Raw genomic sequence first — 21,830 nt, forward strand, 5'->3', positions numbered from 1 at the left:
GCCCTTTCTAGAGTGCGTCGGACGTCAACTGGTCGGCGATCTCGTCGGCCGCCGTCTGCCCGGAGGCGACGCACGCGGCGATGCCGACGCCGTCGACGGCGGCCCCCGCGATCGCGATGCCCCGGTGGCCGCGCAGCTGCTCGCGGGCCTCGGCCATGCGGGCGGTGTGGCCCGGCGCGTACTGCGGCAGCGAGCCGCCCCACCGGTCGACCCGCTGCGCGACCGGTTCGGGGACGCGCTCGCCGAGGTGATCGCCCAGTTCCCGCAGCGCGGTCTTGGCGAGGGTGGCGTCGTCGTGCTGCAGCAGCGCCTCCTCGCCGAGGCGTCCCATGGAAACGCGCAGGATGGTGCGGCGCTTGCCCAGATGGGGCCACTTCTTCGTGAGGAACGTGGCGGCCTTCACGGACTTGCCGCTGCCCGCGGGCGTCAGAAAACCCGAGCGTTCGGGCAGGTCGATGTGGTCGAACGCGAAGGCGGCCAAGACGACCGAGGCGTACGCGACGCCCGACAGCGCGGCGGCGGCCTGGGGTTCGACGCCGCGCAGCAGCCGCGCGGCCGGCGAGGCGGGGACGGCGAGGATGACCGCGTCGGCGCTCAGGCGCATCGGGTCCGGCACGGGACCGGCGACGGCCTCCCAGCCGTATGGGCTCTGGCGCAACTCACGCACCGTCATGCCCAGCCGCACGTCGGCGCGGGCGACGGCCGAAGTGGCGGTGACCAGCCTGCCGAGGCCGCCGTCGATCGTGGCGAACACGGGCTTGCCGGTCGAGGGCCGCTTCGCCTCGGCGACGGCGTCGCTGAGCCGCGAGTGGCGGTGCAGGGCCTCGGCGAGCTGCGGCATGACGGCGGTGACCGAAAGCCGGTCGACGTCGCCGGCGTAGACCCCGGCCAGCATGGGGGCGACGAGACGGTCGAGCACCTCGGAGCCGAACCGTGAACGCACCAGCTCCCCCACTGACATGTCGGCGCCGGGCTCCAGGATCGGCCCATGGGCGTCGTCGCTGCCCTTGACGTCGGCGATGTCCGCGACGTCGAGCGGATCGGCCGGGATGCCCATCATGGTGCCGGTCGGAAAGTCGCGCAGCCCCCCGTCCATGCTCAGCGCGGGCTTGAGGCCGACGGGAGTGACCAGGTCGCCGCCGAGGCCGACGGCCTCGGCGAGCTCGATGGCCTCGGGGCGGGCGGCCAGGAGCGACTCGGCGCCGGCCTCGATCGGGCGGCCGGCGAAGTCGACGGTATGGATCTTGCCACCCAGACGACCCGAGCGCTCGGCGATGACCACCTCGGCCTCCTCGCCGAGCCGCTCGCGCAGACGGTGGGCCGCCGCGAGTCCGGTGATGCCGCCGCCGACGATGAGGATCTTCATCGCCGGGTGGCCTCGTGCACGTGGTCGACCACGAGCTTGAGCTTCGCCGGGTCGGAGTCCGGAAGGACGCCGTGGCCGAGGTTGAAGATGTGCCCGCGCGCGGCGCGTCCGGCGCGCAGGACCTCGCCGGTGGCCGCGAGGAGCGGCTCGTCGTCGGCGAGGATCAGGGCCGGATCCAGATTGCCCTGGAGGGTCTTGCCGGGCAGGCGCGCGGCGGCGGCGTCGAGCGGGATGCGGAAGTCGACGCCGATGACCTCGGCGCCGGTCTCCGCCATCGCCTCGAGGAGGTGCCCCGTGCCCACCCCGAAGTGGATGCGCGGCACGGACTCGGCGACGCCCATGAGCGCGGCGGTGGAGTGCGGGAGCGCGAAGCGGCGGTAGTCGGCCTCCGAGAGCGCTCCTGCCCAGGAGTCGAACAACTGGACGGCGCTCGCGCCGGCCTCGACCTGGACGCGGAGGAACTCGCCGCAGATGGCCGCCAGCTTGGAGGCGATCGAGTGCCACACGTCCGGGCGCGAGTGCATGAGGGCCTTGGTCTTGGCGTGATCGCGCGAGGGCCCGCCCTCGATGAGATAGGAGGCGAGGGTGAACGGCGCGCCGGCGAAGCCGATGAGCGGCGTGTCGCCGAGCTCCTTGACCAGCAGGCCGATGGCCTCGGTGACATAGCCGACGTCGCACGGATCGAGGTTGCGCAGGCGGTCGGCGTCGGCCTCGGTGCGGAACGGCTCGGCGACCACGGGGCCGACGCCGGGGACGATCTCGATGTCCACACCGATGGCGGCGAGCGGCACGACGATGTCGGAGAAGAAGATGGCCGCGTCCGTGCCGTAGCGGCGGACCGGCTGCATGGTGATCTCGGTGACCAGCTCGGGGGTCCGGCAGGCCTCCAGCATGGTGGTGCTGGCCCGCGCCTCCTTGTACTCGGGGAGCGAGCGCCCCGCCTGGCGCATGAACCAGACCGGGACGCGGTCGGGCTCCTCGCCGCGGCAGGCCGCTAGGAACGGTGAGGTCGTCGGAGTTTCCGCAGCGGTTCGCACACGGCAATCTTGGCACGCCCCGGGGCGCCGCGCCCGCAGCGGCAAGTGCGATGTGGCGCGCACCGTCCCAAGGGGTGTGGCCCAATGGCTACTTGCGGGTAGAAGCGAATGGTGCTATAAGGCCACGTTCGGGTGTATATCGCTCGGCAGTCGGCCGGGCCAGTGGCACGACCAGCGCACATAGCCGTACCGTGAACAGGTGACCGATCCCCAGCCTGATCCAGAACCCGAACTCCTGACCGCGCCGCGCGAAGGAATGCCCTCGCTCATCCAGACCTCGACCGAACTGGCCAAGGCGGCCGAACGTCTCGAATCAGGCTCCGGTCCCATCGCCATCGACACCGAGCGCGCCTCAGGCTTCCGCTACTCGGGTCGCGCCTACCTCCTCCAGCTGCGCCGCGCCGGCGCCGGATCGCTGCTGATCGACCCCATCCCCATCGACGACCTCGAACCGCTGCGGGCGGCGCTGAGCGGCCCCGAATGGATCCTGCACGCCGCCAGCCAAGACCTGCCGTGCCTGGCCGAGCTCGACCTGCACCCCACGAAGCTGTTCGACACCGAGCTGGCCGCCAGGCTCTGCAACTTCGAGAAGGTCGGGCTCGCCTCGATCACCGAGCAGCTGCTGGGCTACCGGCTGGAGAAGCAGCACTCTGCCGCGGACTGGTCCTCGCGGCCGCTGCCCCACGATTGGCTCGTCTACGCCGCCCTCGACGTCGAACTGCTGCTGGAGCTGCGCGGGAAGCTCGCGGCGGAACTCACCGAGCAGGGGAAGAGCGCCTGGGCCGAGGCCGAGTTCGAACACGTGCGCACCGCCGGGCCGCCCAAGCCGCGCAAGGAGCCGTGGCGGCGCACGTCCGGAATACACAAGGTGCGCGGCGCCAAGGCGCTCGGGCGCGTGCGCGCCGTGTGGGAGGCCCGCGACGATCTGGCCCGCAGGCTCGACCGCGCGCCCGGGAAGGTCCTGCCGGACGCGGCCATCGTCGAGGCCGCCACGAACGACCCGACCGACTTCGCCGAGCTGATGAGCCTGCCGGGCTTCAGGCGTCGGGGCGGCAGGACGAACGCGCGGCTGTGGCTGGCGGCGCTGGCCGAGGCCAGGACGCTGTCGGGCAGCGAGCTGCCGTCGACGACGCCGCCGCAGGAAGGGCCGCCCGCGACGCATCGCTGGGCCGATCGGGACCCGGATGCGGCGGCGCGTCTGACGGCCGCGAGGGAAGTGGTGTCCCAAGTGGCAGGGAAGCACAACCTGCCGGCGGAGAACCTGATTACGCCGGCGATCGTGCGAGGCCTGGCCTGGGAGCCGCCGAAGAACGCCGGCGAGAAGCACATTCGGGAGACGCTGCTGGAGGCCGGAGCGAGGCCGTGGCAGGTGGACCTGCTGGCGGAGGGCCTGGCGGAGGCGCTGAGTTAGGGCCTTGTTATGGGGTCTTGCTCAAGGCCGTGCTGAAGGGTCGGTCGGGTTGCGCCTTTGCGCCTGTTCAGGGGTCGGTCGGGTTGCGCCTGGGGAGCCCGGCAATGGAACTTGTCAGGGTGGCGGGAACGGTGTGGCGGTTGATGGTTGCGCTGCGCTAAAGGCGTCAGCGACGAAGAGGTGAGTGCTTTGTGGAGGTTGGGTCGGCGGGCGTGCCGGTGGGGTGTGGGCGCGGGCCGTTTCGCGGCGGGCCGTGTGGTGTCCGGTTTGTCTTGCGGGGCAAGGCTTCTCGTGGTTCCGGGCGGCGGAAACGTGAGTGTTTTCCCACCCTAATGGGTGATGACAAAGCGTCTGTGACCTGGGAGAATAGAGGTATAGCACGAACCGGCGGAAACAGCAGGTTCGTACGAGACCTCAAGGATCGAGGGAGGTGTCAGATGGCCAAGGCGAGCATGAAGCCCAGCAGGACCGAGCGGAGCGAGCGCGCCAAGGTCATCCACACCACGCTCGATGACGCAGCAGCCACCATCAATGCCCTCCACGCTCGGGTCCTGTCCGAGGTCATCGAGGCGAAAGCCTGGAACATCCACCGCGACTGCGACGGCTTCTCCGCCCTGCGGGAGTGGCTGGTGTCGACCTTCGACTTCCACCTGCGCGTCGCTGCTGATCTGGCGGCGATCGCCCGCACCGCCGGGAAGTTCACCGTCCTCGCCGAGACCGCTACCTCCGCTGCGGCGCGGATCGACCGGGTCGCGGCAGCCGTGCGCCGCTTGGACGCGACCAAGGCCCTCCGCGTGTACGCGCGGACTCCCTACAAGGTGCCGGTGCCTTCCCCCTTCGATGCCGAGGTGTCGTGCCCGACGCCGGAGCACTTGATCGCGCAGTACTGCATCCACGCGACGGTGAAGGATGTGCACGCCCAGCTCGACGAGCTCCAAGCCGCCCTCGACTCGGGTGAGGAGCTGTTGGACGGGCTGGGGCAGCAGTCGTTGCAGCGGCTGGATCTGGTGGAGACCGAGAACGGCATGTTCGTCCTCTCGGGCCTGCTGTCTGCGGATACCGGGAAGCTGTTCGCCAAGCTCCTGACGACAGCGGTGCCGCCGCCGCGTCAGGACGAGGTCGACCAGGACGGGTGCCTGCCGCCTGCGGCGAACCGGCGTGCCGAGGCGTTCCATCAGGTGCTCGCGGCCCACGGGGCCGACCCGAACGCGGCCAAGCGGCACGGGCACACCGCCATCCTGCACCTGTCAGTCGACATCGACACCCTCGCCGGAAACGACACCGGACGCGTCCCGACCTGGAGGGCGACCCGATCAGCCTCGGGAAGGCCCGCCTGCTCGCCTGCGAGGGCCTGGTCATCCCCAACGTGTTCAACTACGCCACCGGCGAAGCGATCGAACTCGGCCGCGCACTCCGGCTCCCCAACAGCGCCCTGCGCAGGAAGCTGGAACTCGAGCAGCCCGGCGGGTGCGCCTGGAACGGCTGCCTCGCACCCGTCCAGTGGACCGAAGCCCACCACATCCGCCACTGGGCAAATGGTGGCCCGACAGTAGCCGAGAACCTGATCCTGCTGTGCCGGTTCCACCACGGCCGCATCCACACCCCCGGCTGGACCATCCAGAAAACCGGACCGGGCAAAGCCCTGATCGTCCACCACGACGGACACGAGGACACCGACCCCGACCTCCAATGCGGCTGCGCCGACTGGCGCACCGACACCGACCTGGACGCCGACTTCACCGACGACATCGCGAACGCCTTCCCCACCGGCCTGTACCCCGAAGAATGGTCGGAGACCCTGAAACCCGACCTCGAAGCGGCTGCCGAACAGGCCGACTTGGAGGACGCGCTGGCTGCCGCAAAAGCCGCCCGCGCGAAACTGCGAGCCCGCTTCACCACCCCGACACCCCGGCCTGAACCCGCGACCGAACCCGAACCGGCATCAGCACCGACACCCGAACCGGAACCGGAGCCGGGACAGGGATGCGAGACTTCCACACCACTGACTGAACCGAGGCGGACTCGCGACCTCGTCAGCGCCGCACCGGCACCGGACTACGGACCACCGCCGGTCTTAACCCGCCCGCTGCGGGAGGCCGTGGCGGGGAAGACACCTCATAGGTCGCCAGCTCGAAACCGGCAACGGCTTCGAGCACACCCCCATGCCCGCACCCCGAACCGGACCACCAGCCACCCCGCATCCGCCGCCCAGCCAGTCCCAATCCGACCCGGCACGGCACGGCACCACCGACCACCCCCGCGCCGACCAGCCAACGCCACCCCACCTGCCACCGCTTTTGTCGCCGCCATAGCGCAGAACGACCATCACACCCGCCCGTTCCCGCCAACGCCCCCGCTTCCATTGCCGGACTCAACAGGCAGCGCTGCACGACTACAGCAAGCAGCGCCCACCACAGCAGCAGACATCGATCGCCCTGCCACTCCACCATCGCCGCCTCGGTGCAGAGTGACCATTCGCCCGCCCGTGCGCGTGGTCCACAGCCGGTAGGCTTTTCGAACGCGCCGATGATCAGTTCGAGCCGAAACGGCCCAAGCGGAGGGACGTGGGACCTGTGAACTCGCCAGCCCCTATGGACCGGCAGACAACGCTGCGAATCGTCGTTGACGACTTGTCCGGTCCGCAGATCGCTCAGTTCCTCACTGAACACCTCCAGCAGATGCAGTCCATCACTCCGGTCGAGAGCAAGCACGCCCTCGCGCTCGACGAGCTCCGCGAGCCGGAGGTCACGTTCTGGTCGGTGTTGGACGGTGACACCGTGGTGGGCTGTGGCGCGATCAAGGCACTGGCCGCGGACCACGCCGAATTGAAGTCGATGCGCACCTCCCCACAGCGCAAGCGGAGTGGGATCGCGTCCCTGCTGATGGAGCACATCCTCACCGAGGCCAAGCGCATGGGTTTCGCCCGACTGAGCCTGGAAACCGGCTCCGCCGAGTTCTTCGTGCCCGCCCGGTCCCTCTATGAGAAGTTCGGCTTCGACTACTGCGATCCCTTCGCCGACTACCGGCCCGATCCGAACAGCGTGTTCATGACAAGACCGCTCTAACGGTCGCGGCCCGGAGCGACCCGGCGAGGCGAGGTTCATCGGCACCGCCTCTTGCGAGCGGGAACGTGCCGCGACCACCGGATGCTCGAATCGTCCGGATGTCGGCGACCTGCGGCGGTAAAGTCTGCGCGACGCGCCTAAGCCGATGTACGACTCGCAGGCTTCGCCATGGGTGGCGGCCGTGACATCAATCCTACTTGCGAGTAACATCGCCTGTGACGCCGCAAACCCAAAGGAGGGCACAGCGTGAACGACACCATCCGTGATGTCGTCTTCGTGGACGGAGTGAGAACTCCGTTCGGCAAGGCGGGCAAGCTCTATGACGAAACCCGCGCAGACGACATGATCATCCGCTGCATCAGGACGCTTCTGCGCCGCAACCCGGGGCTGCCGCCTGAGCGAGTCGACGAGGTGGCCCTCGCCGCCACCACGCAGATCGGCGACCAGGGACTCACGCTGGGCCGCTCGGCGGCGCTGCTGTCCGGTCTGCCCCGATCGGTGCCGGGCTTCTCCATCGACCGCATGTGCGCCGGAGCGATGACCGCGGTGACCACCGTGTCCTCCGCGATCGCCGCGCGCCAGTACGACGTCGCCATCGCCGGCGGCGTCGAGTCGATGAGCAACCACCCCATGGGCGAGGGTGTCGACCCGAACCCGCGCATCGTCGCCGAGAAGCTGGTCGACACCGACGCGCTCGTCATGGGCAACACCGCCGAGAACCTGCACGACCTGCACCCGGGCATCACCAAGGAACGCGCCGACGCCTTCGCCGTCGCGAGCCAGGAGCGCTACGCCGCCGCCGTCGACCGGCTCAAGGCCGACTTCGCCACCATGGCCGCCCGCTCCACCGACGAGGGCTGGACCGTCGCCACCGACGACCAGCTCCCGCGCCCGGGCACCGACATGGAGGCCCTGGCCAACCTGCGCACGCCGTTCCGCCCGCACGGCAAGGTCACCGCCGGCACCGCCGCGCCGCTGACCGACGGCGCCACGGCCTGCCTCGTCGCCGACGCCGAGACCGCCGCCGCGCTCGGCCTGCCGATCGCGATGAAGATGGTCGGCTTCGCCTTCGCCGGCGTCGACCCCGAGACCATGGGCACCGGCCCGATCCCCGCCACGGAGAAGGCGCTCGCCCGCGCCGGGCTCACCATCGACGACATCGGCCTGTTCGAGATCAACGAGGCCTTCGCCGTCCAGGTCCTGGCCTTCCTCGACCACTTCAAGATCGCCGACGACGACCCGCGCGTGAACCCGTGGGGCGGCGCCATCGCCATGGGCCACCCGCTGGCCGGCTCCGGGGTTCGGCTGATGACCCAGCTCGCCCGCGAGTTCGCCGAGCACCCCGAGGTGCGCTACGGCATCACCACCATGTGCGTCGGCCTCGGCCAGGGCGGCACGGTCATCTGGGAGAACCCGAACTTCGAGGGAGACAAGTAATGAGCAACTTCCCTGTCGAACTTCCCGAATTCCCCGACGAGGTCGTCACGGAGGCCCACGTCCGCTACATCGAGCCGCCCGGGCTCGGCGGGCGGGCCGCGCTCATCACGCTCGACAACGGCTACGACCACACCAAGCCCAGCTCGATGGGCCCCGGCGGCATGCAAAGCCTGTGGAACGCGCTCGACGAGGTGCTCGCCTCCGACGCCAAGTTCATCGCCGTCACCGGCAAGCCGTTCATCTTCCTGGCCGGCGCCGACATCAAAATGATGCCGCTGCTGGAGAACCGGGAGCAGGGCCTGGCGATGGCGCGTGCCGGCCACGTGCTCTACAAGCGGCTCAAGGACTCGTCGATCCCGACGTTCGCGTTCGTCAACGGCACGGCCCTGGGCGGCGGCATGGAGCTGGCGCTGCACTGCCACTACCGGACGGTCTCGGCCAGCGCCGTCGCGCTGGGCCTGCCCGAGGTCTCCATCGGTCTCATCCCCGGCTGGGGCGGCTCGCAGATCCTGCCGAACCTCATCGGCCCAGAGGCGGCCGCTCAGGTCATCATCGGCAACCCGCTCAACCAGAACAAGATGCTGCGCGGCCCGGACCTGACCAAGCTCGGCATCGCCGACGCGCAGTTCGAGGCCGCCGACTTCATCGAGGAGTCGGTCGCCTGGGCCACCGCCGTCGTCAACGGCGAGGTCAGCGTGGAGCGGCCCGAGATCGACCGCGGCGAGCACTGGCAGGCCGTCATGGCCGGGGTCCGCAAGATGGTCGACGAGAAGATCCACAACGCCTCCCCGGCGGCCATGAAGGCCCTCGACCTGCTCGAGCTGGCGCGCACCGCCAGCTTCGAGGAGGGCACCCTGGCCGAGGACGAGGCGCTCGCGGACCTGGAGATGGCCCCCGAGTTCAAGACGAGCCTGTATTCGTTCAACCTCGTGCGCAAGCTCGGCAAGCGCCCCGAGGGCGCCCCGAGTTCCGGTCTGGCCAAGGAGATCGGCAAGGTCGGTGTCGTCGGCGCCGGGCTCATGGCCGGGCAGATCGCGCTCATGTTCGCACGGCGCCTCGAGGTGCCGGTGGTCATGACCGACCTCGATGCCGAGCGAGCCGAGCGCGGCCTGGCCGCTGTGCGCGCCGAGATCGACAAGCTGGAGGCGAAGGGCCGGGCTTCGCGGCTCAAGGCCGCGAAGCTGCGGGCGCTCGTGTCGGCCAGCGCGGACAAGAGCGTCTACGCCGACTGCGACCTGGTCATCGAGGCCGTGTTCGAGGAGCTGAAGGTCAAGCAGGCGGTGTTCGGCGAGGTCGAGCAGATCGTCTCCGACGAGTGCCTGCTGGTCACGAACACCTCCGGGCTGTCGGTGACGGCGATGTCCTCGAAGCTGTCGCACCCCGAGCGCCTGGTCGGGATGCACTTCTTCAACCCGGTGGCGGTCATGCCGCTGGTGGAGGTCATCGCGACCGAGTCGACCGACGACGCGACCCTGGCGACGGCGTACGAGGTGGCGAAGAAACTGAAGAAGACCGCCATCGGCTCGGCCGACCGGCCCGCGTTCATCGTGAACCGGCTGCTGGGCCGGATGCTGGCCGAGGTCACCGGCGCGGTCGACGAGGGCACGCCGGTCGAGGTCGCCGACGTCGCGCTCGACGAGCTGGGGCTGCCGATGCGGCCGTTCGCGCTGCTGGAGCTGGTCGGCCTCCAGGTCGCCTGGCACCTGTGCGCGCACCTCAACGAGGACCTGGGCCCGCGCTTCCCGGTCTCGGACAACCTGCGCCGCCTCGCCGAGGCCGAGGCGGCGGTGTTCGATCCGGAGGCGAAGGGCAAGGGCCGGCTGACGGAGGCGGGCAGGGCGCTGCTCGAGTTCGGCGACAAGGCGTCGACGGCCGAGGAGGTCAAGCATCGGGTGCTGTCCGGTCTGGCCGAGGAGGCCCGGCTCATGCTCGACGAGGGCGTCGTCCCGGGGCCGCAGCAGATCGACCTGGCGATGATCCTCGGCGCGGGCTTCCCGTTCTGGCTGGGCGGGCTCACCCCGTATCTGGACAGGGCGGGGATTTCGACCGAGGTGTCCGGAAAACCGTTCGGCGCCATGGGCTGAGTGCCGACGGTCACTTTATCTTTCAGGCGAGTCCGGTTTAGTCCGTACGGCTAGGCCGGGCTCGTCCCGTGTACCGGTCTAGGGGCGCGGATATCGTAAATACCGGTCTTTTGCGGATATATCGCGTAATAGCAGCGGTATCCGGCAAACCTCTCGGTCGGAACAGCGCGGGACGGAATCGCTCCCATTCTTTGCATACTCTGCAGTAACCGCGTTTGACCTGCGACTTTCTGCCTCTACGGTTGCCCGGTGCGAATTCGCCAGACGATTGAAGGCGTGACCGGCTTCGCCCGGAGCGCCGCCCTCTCCGCCCGTACGCGACTGAAATCACTGATCACTGAGCTGACTCAGCAGGTCCTGAAGCGGTCTGCTCCGTTGGGAGCGGTGATGATCGCGTTGCTCGGGCTGCTCCGCGATTCCGCCGCCGCCGTTGCGGACAAGCTGGTGAGGCCGCTGGTCGCCAAGGTGGTCGAGCGGTTCGGCACGCGCATGACCGTGGTCGGCGCGGCCACCGCGGTCTTCATCGGATCCACCGGCGGCACCGCCTGGGCCGTCGCCAACTGGGATGAGCCGACGGCCGGCGAGTCGTCGAGCACCACCGCGCCAGCCCCGGCCGCGCCCGCCGAAGCGTCGGAGGACGACGAGGAAGCGGCGGCCGAACCGGCCGAGCCCGAGCCCGTCGAAGGCCTCAGCAAGCTGCAGATGGCCAACGCCATCGCCATCGTCGAGGCCGGCGAGGAGCAGGGCCTCGACCGCAATGCCTGGGCGATCGCACTCGCGACGGCGATGCAGGAGTCGAAGTTCAAGAACTACGCGAACGTCAACGTCGCCGAGTCCTACGACCACGACTACCAGGCCGAAGGTTCCGACCACGACTCGGTCGGCCTCTTCCAGCAGCGCCCCTCCACGGGCTGGGGCTCGGTCGAAGAGCTCATGGACCCGAAGACCTCGGCGTCCAAGTTCTACGGAACGCTCGAGAAGACCGACGGCTGGAAGGACATGTCCGTCACCGAGGCGGCCCAGGCCGTCCAGGTCTCGGCCTACCCCGACGCCTACGCGCAGTGGGAGGACCTCGCCTGGGAGATCGTCGAGTCCTACGAGTCGGCCCAGTCCTAACCCCGAAAGACCGCTCTTCCACCTCCCGATGGAACAGGCCCCGCAGCGCCGCTGCGGGGCCTGTTCCCGCTCCCACGCCTTGCGGGGGGCAACACAGGTCGTCAGGCAGGGCTCGTTTCGGCGACACGAGCACGATCACCAGCAACGGGCCGGCCGAGCGGGCCGCTTGCTCGACCGAGACGGCGGACGCGCCGTCGCGGGAGCACTCGAGGGCGGGCACGATCCACGCCCGAGGCGGCGTTGACGACCAGCCCGGCTCCGGCGGCCGACCGTTGAGAGGAACCCACGAAAAAACGGGGCTAACGGGCGAGCGGACCGCCGACGCGTTGTCGCACCTCGACAAAATGTGCCTGATATGTCTGTTTCACGGTTTGACACGCGTCGAATACTGACGGAGTGAGTGAGCGGCGAACGTTGACAACGTGAGGACACTGGCATCGTGACAACATTCAATTGCCCGCGCTGCGGACAGGCCAGCACGCCCGAGCGCTGTCCGTCCTGCGGGCGCGGGCCCGAGCCGCTCCTGGCCCGGCTCGCCGAACTCGACGCGGCCCTGCGCGTCCTTTCACCGCTCGCCCGCAGCCGCGGTGTCGTCGAAGCCGAACGCCACGAGGTGCTCGGCGAGCTCGGACGGCTCGCCGCCGCGCTGCGCGCCGCGGAGACGCCGCCGAGCACAGGGACGCAGTCCCCCGCCTCCCCATACGTCCCCACCGCATCCCAGACCCCGCCGATGCCTCCGCCGCCCGAGCCCGCCCGGGCGGAGCGCGGCGAGGTCGGGTCCAAGACCGTGCAGACCGTCCTGCTCGCGCTCGGCGGCCTGCTCGTGGCCGCCGCCATCATCATCTTCACCGCCGTCGCCTGGCGGCACCTCGGCGACACCGGGCGCCTGGCGATCCTCGGCTCCTTCACCGCGCTCATGCTGGCCATCCCGGTCGCCTTGGGCCGCTCCCGCCTCTCGGCCACCGCCGAGACCTTCGCGACCCTGGCCGCGCTCGCCATGTGGTGCTCGGCCCTGGCCGGGTACTACCAGTACCTGCCGCCCGGGGCCTCGCTCTCCGCCGAGGCCGTCGGCACCTGGACACTGCTCGTCCTCGCCGTGCTCGCGGCCTACCGCGCCGCGGTCACCGTGACCGCCGCCGGATGGGCCCTGCTCCCCTTGGCCGCCGTCGGTTCCGCGTTCGCCGCCACCGGAGAGGTCTTCAACGCCGCGCTCATCATGGGCGCCATCGCCGTCGTGCTCGCCTCCGCCTCCTCGGTCGTCGCCAACCGGCCCAGCGGCTACACCGGCTCGGACCTGTGGGCCTCACGGCTGCTCCTGTGCGGCGGCGTCCTCCTCGCCTTCCTCGCCGGACTCCGCCTGGCCTTCGGCCTCAGCGACGCGTGGGTGCCGCCGATAGCGGCCGCCGTCGCCGTGCTGGCCGCCGGCAACCTCCTGGCCACGCTGTACGCCCGCCGGGCCGACGCCTCGCTGACGACGATGCTCATGGCCTCGTCCGCCACGGCCTCCCTCATCGTCGCCGCCTGGGTCCTCGCCATCCGCTCCGGCGACCCCGCGCTCGCGATCCCCTCGCTCGCGCTGCTCGCGGCAGTCGCCGCCGTCCTGATCGAGGAGACCGACGATGCGAAAACGCCGACGACGCCGGCGAACCGGGTGTCGGCCGTCGCGCTCATCGCGACACTGGCCGGCTTCGCCATCGTCGCCGCGGGCGCCCCCGAGCTGACCGCCTACCTCGCCGCCTCGGTCCTCATCGGGCTCATCGCGCCGCTGTTCACCGACCCGCTGCGCACCTCCCTGCGCCACGCCGCCTACATCGGCAGCCTCGGCGTCGGGGCGGCCGGCGCGCTCATCGCGCTCTCGGGACTGCCCGTGGTGTTGTGGTACGCCGACGCCCCGCCGCTCCTCACCTGGGAGGTCCCGATCGTCCTGGTGCTGCTGGGCTCGACCGCGCCGCTGGTGCCGCGGCCGCGGCGCCTCGACCTCGTCGCCACCGCCCTCACCTTCGCGATCGTGGCCGCGGCGAGCCTGATGTGGCGCGAGGGGACCACCTCCGAGGCCCTCGCGGTCGCCGCGTTCGCGCTGACAGCCGTGATCGCCCTGATCCTCGCGCTCGGATCGCCGACGCTCTCCGGCCGGTGCACCGGCTGGTCGCTGCTGACGCTGTGGCTGCCGGTCACCGCCGGCGCGGCCCTCGCGAGCGGGGCGCTCGGCGACGACTCCATCCGAGCCGAGTTCGGGCTCGTCGTCGCGGCGGCGGCGATGCTCGTGACCGCCGCCGGCGCGCCTCGGCGCAGCCGGCCGGACCGGGTGCTCGCCGCGGTCCTCGCGCACGTCCTCGCGGGGTCGACCGTCGCCATGATGACCATCACCGAGTGGTTCGGCGCGCTCATAGGGAGCGAGCCCGGGAGCAAGCTGCTTCCCGCCGCGATCGGCGTCTACACGCTCGCGCTGGTGGGCGTGGCGCTGATGGCCCCGGTCAAGCAGTGGAGCTACGCCATCGCCGCGATGTGCACCGGCGCCTTCGGATGGTGGACGCTGATGGTCTCCTACGCGGTCGAGACCCTCGAATGGTTCACCGTGCCGCCCGCGCTGGCGCTGTCCGGGCTCGGCCTGTGGCGACTGCTGCGCCGCCCCGAGTCCGGCTCGTGGCCGATATTGGGCACGGCGATCGCGCTCGGCCTCGGCCCGAGCCTGCTGATGGCCCTCGCCGAGGACGACCTCGCCCGGCGCGTCGGGGTCGGCGCGGCGGCGGTCGCCGTCGTGGTCGCCGGGCTGGCGCGGCGCTGGCAGGCACCGCTCGTGCTCGGCTCGATCACGCTGCTGGCGTTGACCGCCAACGAGCTCTCGCTGGTGTGGCACGCGATTCCTGTGTGGATTCCGCCGGCGATCGGCGGGGCCGTCCTCATCGCCGCGGGAGCGACCTTCGAGCGGCGCCGCCGCGACCTGGGCCGACTGCGGGATGGATTGAAATCGATGCGTTAGCGAAGCAACCATGCGAAGGCCCACGGCGTCTTACTGACGCACCAGTTGCGCGGCGGTCCCACAAGGTCCGCCGCGCCGCTTTCTCTCAGGAGTCGGTTCTGCGATCCACTTCGGACTTGATGCGCTCGGCGATGGCCTCGCTCGTGAGGCCGAGCTCGGTGAGCAGTTCGCCTCTGGTGCCGTGCGGATGCCAGTCGCGGGCGACGCCGAAGTCCACCAGCGGCACGTCGTCGCCGCTGTCGCGCAGCGCCTGGGCGAGCGCGTCGCCGAAGCCGCCGGTGCGGATGCCGTCCTCCACAGTGGCCACGATCTTGTACTGGCCGGCGAGCTTCACGAGCGCGTCCGGCACCGGCGAGATCCAGCGCGGGTCCACCACGGTGGCGCCGACGCCATCGGCGGCGAGGAGCTCGGCCGCGCCGACGGCGATGCCGGCCAGCGAGCCGCAGGCCACGATGAGCAGTTCGGCCTCGTCGGACTCGACGAGGAAGTCCAGCCCTTCGCGGGCGTCGACCGCCTCCAGGTTCTCGGCGGGGATGGCGCCGGTCGGGAAGCGCAGCATGGTCGGGCCGTCGTCGACGGCGAGGGCCTCGGCGAACTCCTCGCGGAGGGTCGCCTCGTCGCGGGGCGCGGCGATGCGCAGACCGGGGACCACACGGAAGATCGAGGTGTCCCACACGCCGTAGTGGCTGGGCCCGTCGGGGCCGGTGATGCCCGCGCGGTCGAGGACGAACGTCACCGGGAGCCGGTGCATGGCCACGTCGAGGACCGTCTGGTCGAAGGCGCGGTTCATGAACGTCGAGTAGACGGCGACGACCGGGTGCATGCCGTTCATGGCCAGCCCCGCGGCGGAGGTGACGGCGTGCTGCTCGGCGATGCCGACGTCGAAGACGCGGTCGGGGAAGCGGCGCATGAGCCTGTCGACGCCGGTGGGTCCGGGCATGGCGGCGGTGATGGCGACCAGCTCGGGCCGGATGGAGGCCTGGGCGACGAGCTCCTCGGCGAACACGCTGGTCCAGCGGCGCTTGGAGGCGGCGACCGGTTCGCCGGTGATCGGATCGAAGGCGGCCGAGGGAGCGTGCATCTGCTCGGCCTCGTCGGCGCGGGCGGGCGCCCAGCCGCGGCCCTTCTCGGTGAGGGCGTGGACGATGACCGGGCCGCCGAAGCCCTTGGCGCGGTCCAGCGCCTCGCTGACCTCGTGGAGATCGTGGCCGTCGACGGGACCGACGTACTTGATGCCGAGGTCGGAGAACATGCCCTGCGGGGCGAGGGCGTCCTTGAGGCCGGTCTTGGCGGCGTGGAGGGCCGAGTAGGCGGCGCGGCCGACCATCGGGATCTTCTCGACGGCCTGCTTGATCTTCTCCAGGGCCGGCTCGTAGCCGGGGTTCAGGCGCAGCCCGGCGAGGCGCTTGGCGAGTCCGCCGACCGTGGGCGCGTAGGAGCGGCCGTTGTCGTTGACGACGATGACGAGCTTGAGGTCGTCGCGGGCCGCGATGTTGTTGAGCGCCTCCCAGCACATGCCGCCGGTGAGCGCGCCGTCGCCGACGACCGCGACGACGTGGCGGTCCGAGCCGTTGAGGGCGTGGGCCTTGGCGAGGCCATCGGCGTAGGACAGGGCCGTGGAGGCGTGGGAGTTCTCGACCAGGTCGTGCGGCGACTCGGCCTGGTTCGGGTAGCCGGCGAGCCCGCCGCGGCGGCGCAGCGCGCCGAAGCCGTCGGCCCGGCCGGTGAGGACCTTGTGGACGTACGACTGGTGGCCGGTGTCGAACACGACCTGGTCGTGCGGCGAGTCGAAGACCCGATGAATCGCCATGGTGAGCTCGACGACGCCGAGGTTGGGGCCGATGTGCCCGCCGGTCCTGGCGACCGCGTCGATGAGGAACTCGCGGATCTCGTCGGCCAGGCGCGGCAGCTCGGCCTCCTCCAGCGATTTGAAATCGGCCAGTCTGCCGATGGATGACAGCAGCGGGCCCATCTCGGGTTCGGCGTGTGAGCTCATAAGGCCGAAGTCTAGCCGCGCCGGAGGGGCCGCTCATAGTCCACGAGCGTCGCTGAGGTGGGTGGCATACGCCCCGGCGGCTGTCGGAAAACAGTCACTCCCCGAAAGGGACACGCCGGTTGAAAGTCCGGCACGGTCCGGCATCGGAGTGTGATCATCCCAACATGGACCTCATCGACCTGCATCAGAACACCGAGTGGCCGGCGCGCCTCGATCAGGTGTTGAGCTCCACGCCGGTCGACTGGGCCGGGCGGCGCAAGGCCGTCGAGGAGTCGACGAACCCCGGCCTGGCGCGGCTCCAGAAGATGTCGGCCGTGCCGCGGTTCGACCTGGACGCCGTCGAAGGCGAGGTCTACGAGGGAATCTTGGAGGAGGCCCTCGACTGCGCCGCGGCGGCGGGCGCGGCGTACACCGAGCTGCGGCTGCCGCAGGAGTCGATCGTGTACCCGGGCTTCATGTCGAGGTTCGAGGCGGCGCGGCAGGCCGTGGCCGAGCGCCACCCCGGTTTCGACGCGGGCGCGGTGCTCAGCCTGAACCTGTGGGAGCCGACGGTCAAGGAGATCTGCGACGCCTTCGGCGACGCGGCCGCGGCCGGGCTGGCGGGGATCGAGCTCGTCTACGTCCCCTATGCGGCCGAAGCGGATTGGACCCGCGGACGCGTCGTCGCCGAAGCCGCCCGGGAGGCCGGCCTGGGCGTGACGGTCCCGGCGGGGGCGTTCAACGCCTCGAACGTGGCCGCGCTCGCCGAGATCGAGGGCGTCGCCCGGATCGGGCACGCCGTGGGCGCCGCCGCCGACCCGGGCATCCTGCGGCTGCTGGCCGAACGCGGGGTGACGGTCGAGGCGTGCCTGACCTCCGCGGTCGTCCTCGGCATGGTCGCCTCGCTCGAAGCACACCCGCTGCCGCGGTTCCTGGAGGCGGGCGTGGCCGTGGTGCTGGGCACCGACTCGCCGATGCGGATGGGCACCGACATCGCCGCCGAGTACGCCAAGGCCGCCTCGCTCGGCCTGACCGGAACCGACCTGGAGGCCATCTCGGAACACGCCAAGGCCGCCAAGCTGCCATAGTCCGCGCCCCAATGCGGCGTCGGGCCCGGCCGCCCTCACGGAAGGGGACACCGGCACATGTCGGCGGAGGACAGCACGAAGGCGATCCTGGCGGCCCTCGGCGCCAATCTCGGGATCGCGGCCAGCAAATTCGTCGCGGCCGCGATCACCGGGTCGGCGTCGATGACGGCCGAGGGCGTCCACTCGGTCGCCGATTCGGCCAATCAGGCGCTGCTCCTGCTCGGCAAGCATCGCTCGAAGCGACAGGCGAACCGGGCGCACCCCTTCGGCTACGGGCGTGAGCGGTACATCTACTCGTTCCTGGTCGCGATCGTGCTGTTCACGCTCGGCGGGGTGTTCTCGCTCTTCGAGGGCTACGAGAAGCTCGCGAACCCGCACGAGGTGACCTCGCCGCTGGTGGCGCTCATCGTGCTGGTGGTCGCGATCGCGCTCGAATCGTTCTCGCTGCGCACGGCGGTCAGGCAGTCCAACGAGGTCCGCGGAACGCACTCATGGCCGCATTTCGTGCGCAACGCCAAGTCCCCCGAACTGCCCGTGGTGCTGCTGGAGGACACCGGCGCGCTCATCGGCCTGACCACGGCGCTGGCCGGGGTCGGCTTGACCACGCTCACCGGGGACCCGATGTGGGACGCGCTGGGGACCATCGTGATCGGCGTACTGCTGGTGTGCATCGCCATCGTGCTGGCGGTCGAGATCGAAAGCCTGCTCGTCGGCGAGTCGGCGACGCCGGAGGACATCGGCGCGATCGAGGCGGCGATCCTGTCCGGCGGCGACGTCACGCGGATCATCCACCTCAAGACCCTCCACCTCGGTCCCGACGAGCTGCTGGTCGCGGCCAAGATCGCGATCGATCCCGGCGCGAGCGGCGAGCGGATCGCCGCCGAGTTCAACGACGCCGAGTCCCGCATCCGCGAAGCCCTGCCGAGGGCGAAGCTGATCTACCTGGAACCGGACGTGTACCGCGCCGCGGCCGACTCCGGGCCCGGGCAAGGCCCGCAAGCGCGACACGACCATCGCGCAATACCGGAAACGCCAGAGCCGCGACAAGACCAGCGCGTACTACCCGAAACGCCAGAGCCGCAATAAAAGTGGAGAAATCGCGCCGGGCCCCCGGACACTTAGGTTTCCTTTCGGCAACAGTCTTGACAACGTCCGATTGCAGACAATCCGAACGCAGACTTGCCGATCCCGCACACCAGGGCCGCCACCTGCGGAAACGATGGGCTCCCACGGCTCGTGTCGGTCTTCTCACGCCGTGCTCGTGTGCCGAAACCCCAGCTCGCGACTAGTGTTGCCACGGTTGCCGCCCGTCAACCGGAAGGAAACGATGTCTGCCCTAGCAGTCGATTCCCTGTTCAAAGTCTTCGGTAAAGGCGCCCACCAGGCCGTGGCCGAACTCAAAGCCGGCGTCCCCCGCGACCAGCTGTCCGCCAAGAAGGTGACCGCAGCGGTCGTCGACCACACCTTCGAGATCGCCACCGGCGAGATCTTCGTGGTCATGGGCCTGTCCGGCTCGGGCAAGTCGACGCTCATCCGCATGCTCAACGGCCTGGTCAAGCCCACCGCCGGCACCATCTGGATCGACGACGTCGAACTCGGATCGCTCTCGCCCTCGCGTCTGCGCCAACTGCGCCGCGACAAGGTGAGCATGGTCTTCCAGCACTTCGCGCTGCTCCCCCACCGCACCGTCCTGGAGAACGTCGCCTTCGGCCTGGAGATCAAGAAACTGCCCTCCGCCGACCGCGCCAAGAAGGCCCAGGAAGCCGTCGATCTCGTCGGCCTCGCCGGCGAGGAGGACAAGCTCCCCGCGCAGCTGTCGGGCGGGATGCGCCAGCGCGTCGGCCTCGCCCGCGCCCTGGCGGCCGACACCGAGATCCTGCTCATGGACGAGGCCTTCAGCGCCCTCGACCCGCTCATCCGCCAGGAGATGCAGGACCAGCTGCTCGAACTCCAGGCGAAGCTGGGCAAGACCATCGTCTTCATCACCCACGACCTCAACGAGGCCATGAAGCTCGGCGACCGCATCGCCATCTGCGACGGCCGGATCGTCCAGCTCGGCACCGCCGAGGACATCCTCATGCACCCGGCCAACGACTACGTCTCCGACTTCACCGCCGAAGTCGACCGCTCGCGCGTCCTCACCGCCGAAGCCGTCATGGAGCCGCTGAACGGCGGCACCGACACCGGCCACTTCAACACCGTCGAGGCCGACGTGCTCGTCTCCGAGCTGTACGAGCAGGTGCTGTCCACCGACGACCCCCTGATCGTCGTCGACGAGCGGTCCGGCCCCCTCGGCGTCGTCACGCCTCGAGGCATCATCAAATCGCTCGCGCCCGAGGCCGAGAACGCCCGGGACGCGAACCAGGAGGAGCCCCAGTCAGCATGATCGATTACCTCCGCAACTGGTTCTGGACCTACATCTGGAGCCCCCTGCCCGACATGCCCTTCGGCGACTGGATGGAGACGTTCATCCGGTGGGCGCGCGACGCGTGGTCGCCGCTGTTCGACGCGATCGACGCCTTCCTCGACCTGCTCTACACCGGCTTCGCCGACGCGCTGCTGTGGCTGCCGTCGGGCCTGATGGTCCTCATTTTCGGCGCGATCGCCTACGCCACCAAGGGCTGGAAGCTCGCTCTGGCCGTCGGCGGCGGCATGTTCATCGCCGCCTGGATGCCGTACTGGGAGGAGACGATGTCTACCCTCTCGATGGTCGTCGTCTCAACCCTCATCGCCACCCTGATCGCCGTTCCGCTCGGCATCGCCGCCTCCGAGAACAAGGCGGTCTCGGCAGTGGTGCGTCCGATCCTGGACTTCATGCAGACACTCCCCGCCTTCGTCTACCTCATCCCGGTCGTCATGCTCGTCGGCATCGGCCACGTGCCCGGCATCATCGCCACGATCGTGTTCGCCATGCCGCCGGGCGTCCGGCTGACCGAGCTCGGCCTGCGCCAGGTCGACCACGAGGTCGTCGAGGCCGGGCAGGCGTTCGGCGCCTCGCCGGCCAAGATCCTCCTGCGCATCAAACTCCCGCTGGCCCTGCCGACGATCATGGCCGGGCTCAACCAGGTCATCATGCTGGCGCTCTCCATGGTCGTCATCGCGGGCCTGGTCGGCGGCGGCGGGCTCGGCGCGGTCATCGCCGGCTCGCTGGGCCGCCTCGACATCGCCGCCGGCTTCAACGCCGGGCTGGCGGTCGTCTTCCTCGCGATCTTCCTCGATCGCGTCACACAGGGGCTGTCCGACAGGACCCCGGTCGCCAAGGCCGCGCAGCTGGTTCGCTAGCGCCCCTTCATCACTGTCCCCGACACAACCCACCGGAAGGAAACGAACATGCACCGTCGTTCGATCATGAAGGGCACCGTAGCCGCGGGCGCCGCCGCCACCATGGCGCTGGGCCTGACGGCCTGCTCCGTCGAGGAGGAGGGCGGCGGCGACTCGTCGTCCGAGGACGTCGACTTCGGCCTGCCCGAGGGCGAAGGCGAGATCACCATCGGCTACATCAACTGGGACGAGGCCGTGGTGGCCACCGAACTGTGGCGCCAGGCGCTGGAGGGCTCGGGCTACACGGTCGACACCCAGGAGTTCTCCGAGGTCGGGCCCCTGTTCGAGGGCCTGTCCGCCGGCGACATCGACTTCTTCCTCGACGGCTGGCTGCCGATCACGCACGCCACCTACATGGAGGAGTACGGCGACGAGCTCGAGCAGCTGGGCGCGTGGAACGAGAACGCCGCGCTGACCGTGGCCGTCCCGGCCTACGTCGACGTCGACTCGCTGGAGGACCTCAACGCCAACGCCGAGCTGTTCGACGGCCGGATCGTCGGCATCGAGGCCAGCGCGGGCCTCACCGAGGCGGTCCAGAACTCGACGATTCCCACGTACGAGATCACCGACCTGACGCTCGAGACGTCCTCGACCTCGGCCATGCTCTCCGAGCTGGACTCGGCGATCGCCGCCGAGGAGCCGATCGTCGTGACGCTGTGGCAGCCGCACTGGGCCTACGCCCGGTACGACCTGAAGAACCTGGACGACCCCGAGGGCACCCTGGGCGGCGCCGAGACGATCAACACGCTGGCGCGCAGCGGCTTCAGCGAGGACTTCACCGACATCTCCGAGGCGCTGACGTCGTTCACGATGTCGGACGAGCAGCTCGCGAGCCTGGAGAACATGGCGTTCACCGAGCACGAGGGCGACGTCGAGGCCGGCGTGTCCGCCTGGCTCGAGGAGAACTCCTTCGCCGAGCTCATCGCCGCGTAAGCGGCAGGCACGCGGAG

Annotated in this window: 16 protein-coding genes; 13 read left to right on the plus strand and 3 right to left on the minus strand. The window is 70.1% G+C overall.

The features are described from left to right. Positions 1-7: 7 nt before the first annotated feature. Both hemG and hemE read right to left on the minus strand, forming a co-directional pair. Positions 8-1,366 (minus strand): protoporphyrinogen/coproporphyrinogen oxidase, encoded by a 1,359-nt coding sequence (gene hemG / locus ACYVK3_RS00550; RefSeq protein WP_460495285.1) that lies wholly within the window; start codon positions 1,364-1,366, stop codon positions 8-10. Further along, positions 1,363-2,403, minus strand: coding sequence for a uroporphyrinogen decarboxylase (hemE, locus tag ACYVK3_RS00555; protein WP_460495286.1), 1,041 nt, complete (start codon positions 2,401-2,403; stop codon positions 1,363-1,365). The genes hemG and hemE overlap by 4 nt, the downstream gene beginning before the upstream one ends. A gap of 256 nt (positions 2,404-2,659) precedes the next feature. Here hemE and ACYVK3_RS00560 point away from each other — a divergent pair, with 256 nt between their 5' ends. The 8 genes from ACYVK3_RS00560 to ACYVK3_RS00595 all read left to right on the plus strand — a co-directional run bounded on the left by ACYVK3_RS00560 (position 2,660) and on the right by ACYVK3_RS00595 (position 14,496). After that, positions 2,660-3,814 carry a ribonuclease D gene (locus tag ACYVK3_RS00560; protein ID WP_460495592.1) on the plus strand — a complete coding sequence of 385 codons (1,155 nt, stop codon included), beginning with the start codon at positions 2,660-2,662 and terminating at the stop codon, positions 3,812-3,814. Positions 3,815-4,251: 437 nt separating this feature from the next. Continuing rightward, complete coding sequence (locus tag ACYVK3_RS00565; RefSeq protein WP_460495287.1) at positions 4,252-5,367, plus strand: hypothetical protein; 1,116 nt, start codon at positions 4,252-4,254, stop codon at positions 5,365-5,367. Further along, positions 5,334-6,323, plus strand: a complete 990-nt coding sequence (locus ACYVK3_RS00570; RefSeq protein ID WP_460495593.1) for an HNH endonuclease signature motif containing protein — start codon at positions 5,334-5,336, stop codon at positions 6,321-6,323. Before ACYVK3_RS00565 ends, ACYVK3_RS00570 begins: the two co-directional genes overlap by 34 nt. A 100-nt stretch (positions 6,324-6,423) precedes the next feature. Then, positions 6,424-6,879 (plus strand): GNAT family N-acetyltransferase, encoded by a 456-nt coding sequence (locus ACYVK3_RS00575; protein WP_460495594.1) that lies wholly within the window; start codon positions 6,424-6,426, stop codon positions 6,877-6,879. A 246-nt stretch (positions 6,880-7,125) separates the two neighbouring features. After that, on the plus strand, positions 7,126-8,316 hold the full coding sequence (locus ACYVK3_RS00580) for a thiolase family protein (RefSeq protein WP_460495288.1): 1,191 nt from the start codon (positions 7,126-7,128) through the stop codon (positions 8,314-8,316). Next, complete coding sequence (locus ACYVK3_RS00585; protein ID WP_460495289.1) at positions 8,316-10,400, plus strand: fatty acid beta-oxidation multifunctional protein; 2,085 nt, start codon at positions 8,316-8,318, stop codon at positions 10,398-10,400. The genes ACYVK3_RS00580 and ACYVK3_RS00585 overlap by 1 nt, the downstream gene beginning before the upstream one ends. 387 nt (positions 10,401-10,787) lie before the next feature. After that, on the plus strand, positions 10,788-11,516 hold the full coding sequence (locus ACYVK3_RS00590) for a hypothetical protein (RefSeq protein ID WP_460495290.1): 729 nt from the start codon (positions 10,788-10,790) through the stop codon (positions 11,514-11,516). A 439-nt stretch (positions 11,517-11,955) separates the two neighbouring features. Next, positions 11,956-14,496 carry an SCO7613 C-terminal domain-containing membrane protein gene (locus ACYVK3_RS00595; protein WP_460495291.1) on the plus strand — a complete coding sequence of 847 codons (2,541 nt, stop codon included), beginning with the start codon at positions 11,956-11,958 and terminating at the stop codon, positions 14,494-14,496. Between the two features lie 85 nt (positions 14,497-14,581). On the opposite strand, the gene dxs is transcribed toward ACYVK3_RS00595, so the two are convergent. Further along, complete coding sequence (gene dxs / locus ACYVK3_RS00600; protein ID WP_460495292.1) at positions 14,582-16,492, minus strand: 1-deoxy-D-xylulose-5-phosphate synthase; 1,911 nt, start codon at positions 16,490-16,492, stop codon at positions 14,582-14,584. Positions 16,493-16,656: 164 nt separating this feature from the next. Between dxs and ACYVK3_RS00605 the strand changes: the two genes are divergently transcribed. The 5 genes from ACYVK3_RS00605 (at position 16,657) to ACYVK3_RS00625 (ending at position 21,813) form a co-directional block, all read left to right on the plus strand. Beyond that, positions 16,657-17,559, plus strand: a complete 903-nt coding sequence (locus ACYVK3_RS00605) for a hypothetical protein (protein ID WP_460495293.1) — start codon at positions 16,657-16,659, stop codon at positions 17,557-17,559. 57 nt (positions 17,560-17,616) lie between these two features. Next, positions 17,617-18,645: a cation diffusion facilitator family transporter gene (locus tag ACYVK3_RS00610; protein ID WP_460495294.1), complete on the plus strand. Its 1,029-nt coding sequence runs from the start codon at positions 17,617-17,619 to the stop codon at positions 18,643-18,645. 241 nt (positions 18,646-18,886) lie between these two features. Beyond that, positions 18,887-19,945 (plus strand): quaternary amine ABC transporter ATP-binding protein, encoded by a 1,059-nt coding sequence (locus ACYVK3_RS00615; protein ID WP_460495295.1) that lies wholly within the window; start codon positions 18,887-18,889, stop codon positions 19,943-19,945. Further along, positions 19,942-20,841 (plus strand): ABC transporter permease, encoded by a 900-nt coding sequence (locus tag ACYVK3_RS00620; protein WP_460495296.1) that lies wholly within the window; start codon positions 19,942-19,944, stop codon positions 20,839-20,841. The genes ACYVK3_RS00615 and ACYVK3_RS00620 overlap by 4 nt, the downstream gene beginning before the upstream one ends. Before the next feature lie 48 nt (positions 20,842-20,889). Next, positions 20,890-21,813, plus strand: coding sequence for a glycine betaine ABC transporter substrate-binding protein (locus ACYVK3_RS00625; protein WP_460495297.1), 924 nt, complete (start codon positions 20,890-20,892; stop codon positions 21,811-21,813). Positions 21,814-21,830 lie beyond the last annotated feature (17 nt).

This window comes from Glycomyces tarimensis (assembly GCF_054776215.1).

Coding starts and splice junctions, on each gene's coding strand:
- ACYVK3_RS00610 (WP_460495294.1), top strand. CDS start 17,617: ATGTCGGCGGAGGACAGCACGAAGGCGATCCTGGCGGCCCTCGGCGCC.
- ACYVK3_RS00615 (WP_460495295.1), top strand. CDS start 18,887: ATGTCTGCCCTAGCAGTCGATTCCCTGTTCAAAGTCTTCGGTAAAGGC.
- ACYVK3_RS00625 (WP_460495297.1), top strand. CDS start 20,890: ATGCACCGTCGTTCGATCATGAAGGGCACCGTAGCCGCGGGCGCCGCC.
- ACYVK3_RS00605 (WP_460495293.1), top strand. CDS start 16,657: ATGGACCTCATCGACCTGCATCAGAACACCGAGTGGCCGGCGCGCCTC.
- dxs (WP_460495292.1), bottom strand. CDS start 16,492: ATGAGCTCACACGCCGAACCCGAGATGGGCCCGCTGCTGTCATCCATC.
- ACYVK3_RS00620 (WP_460495296.1), top strand. CDS start 19,942: ATGATCGATTACCTCCGCAACTGGTTCTGGACCTACATCTGGAGCCCC.
- ACYVK3_RS00590 (WP_460495290.1), top strand. CDS start 10,788: ATGATCGCGTTGCTCGGGCTGCTCCGCGATTCCGCCGCCGCCGTTGCG.
- ACYVK3_RS00565 (WP_460495287.1), top strand. CDS start 4,252: ATGGCCAAGGCGAGCATGAAGCCCAGCAGGACCGAGCGGAGCGAGCGC.
- ACYVK3_RS00560 (WP_460495592.1), top strand. CDS start 2,660: ATGCCCTCGCTCATCCAGACCTCGACCGAACTGGCCAAGGCGGCCGAA.
- ACYVK3_RS00585 (WP_460495289.1), top strand. CDS start 8,316: ATGAGCAACTTCCCTGTCGAACTTCCCGAATTCCCCGACGAGGTCGTC.
- hemG (WP_460495285.1), bottom strand. CDS start 1,366: ATGAAGATCCTCATCGTCGGCGGCGGCATCACCGGACTCGCGGCGGCC.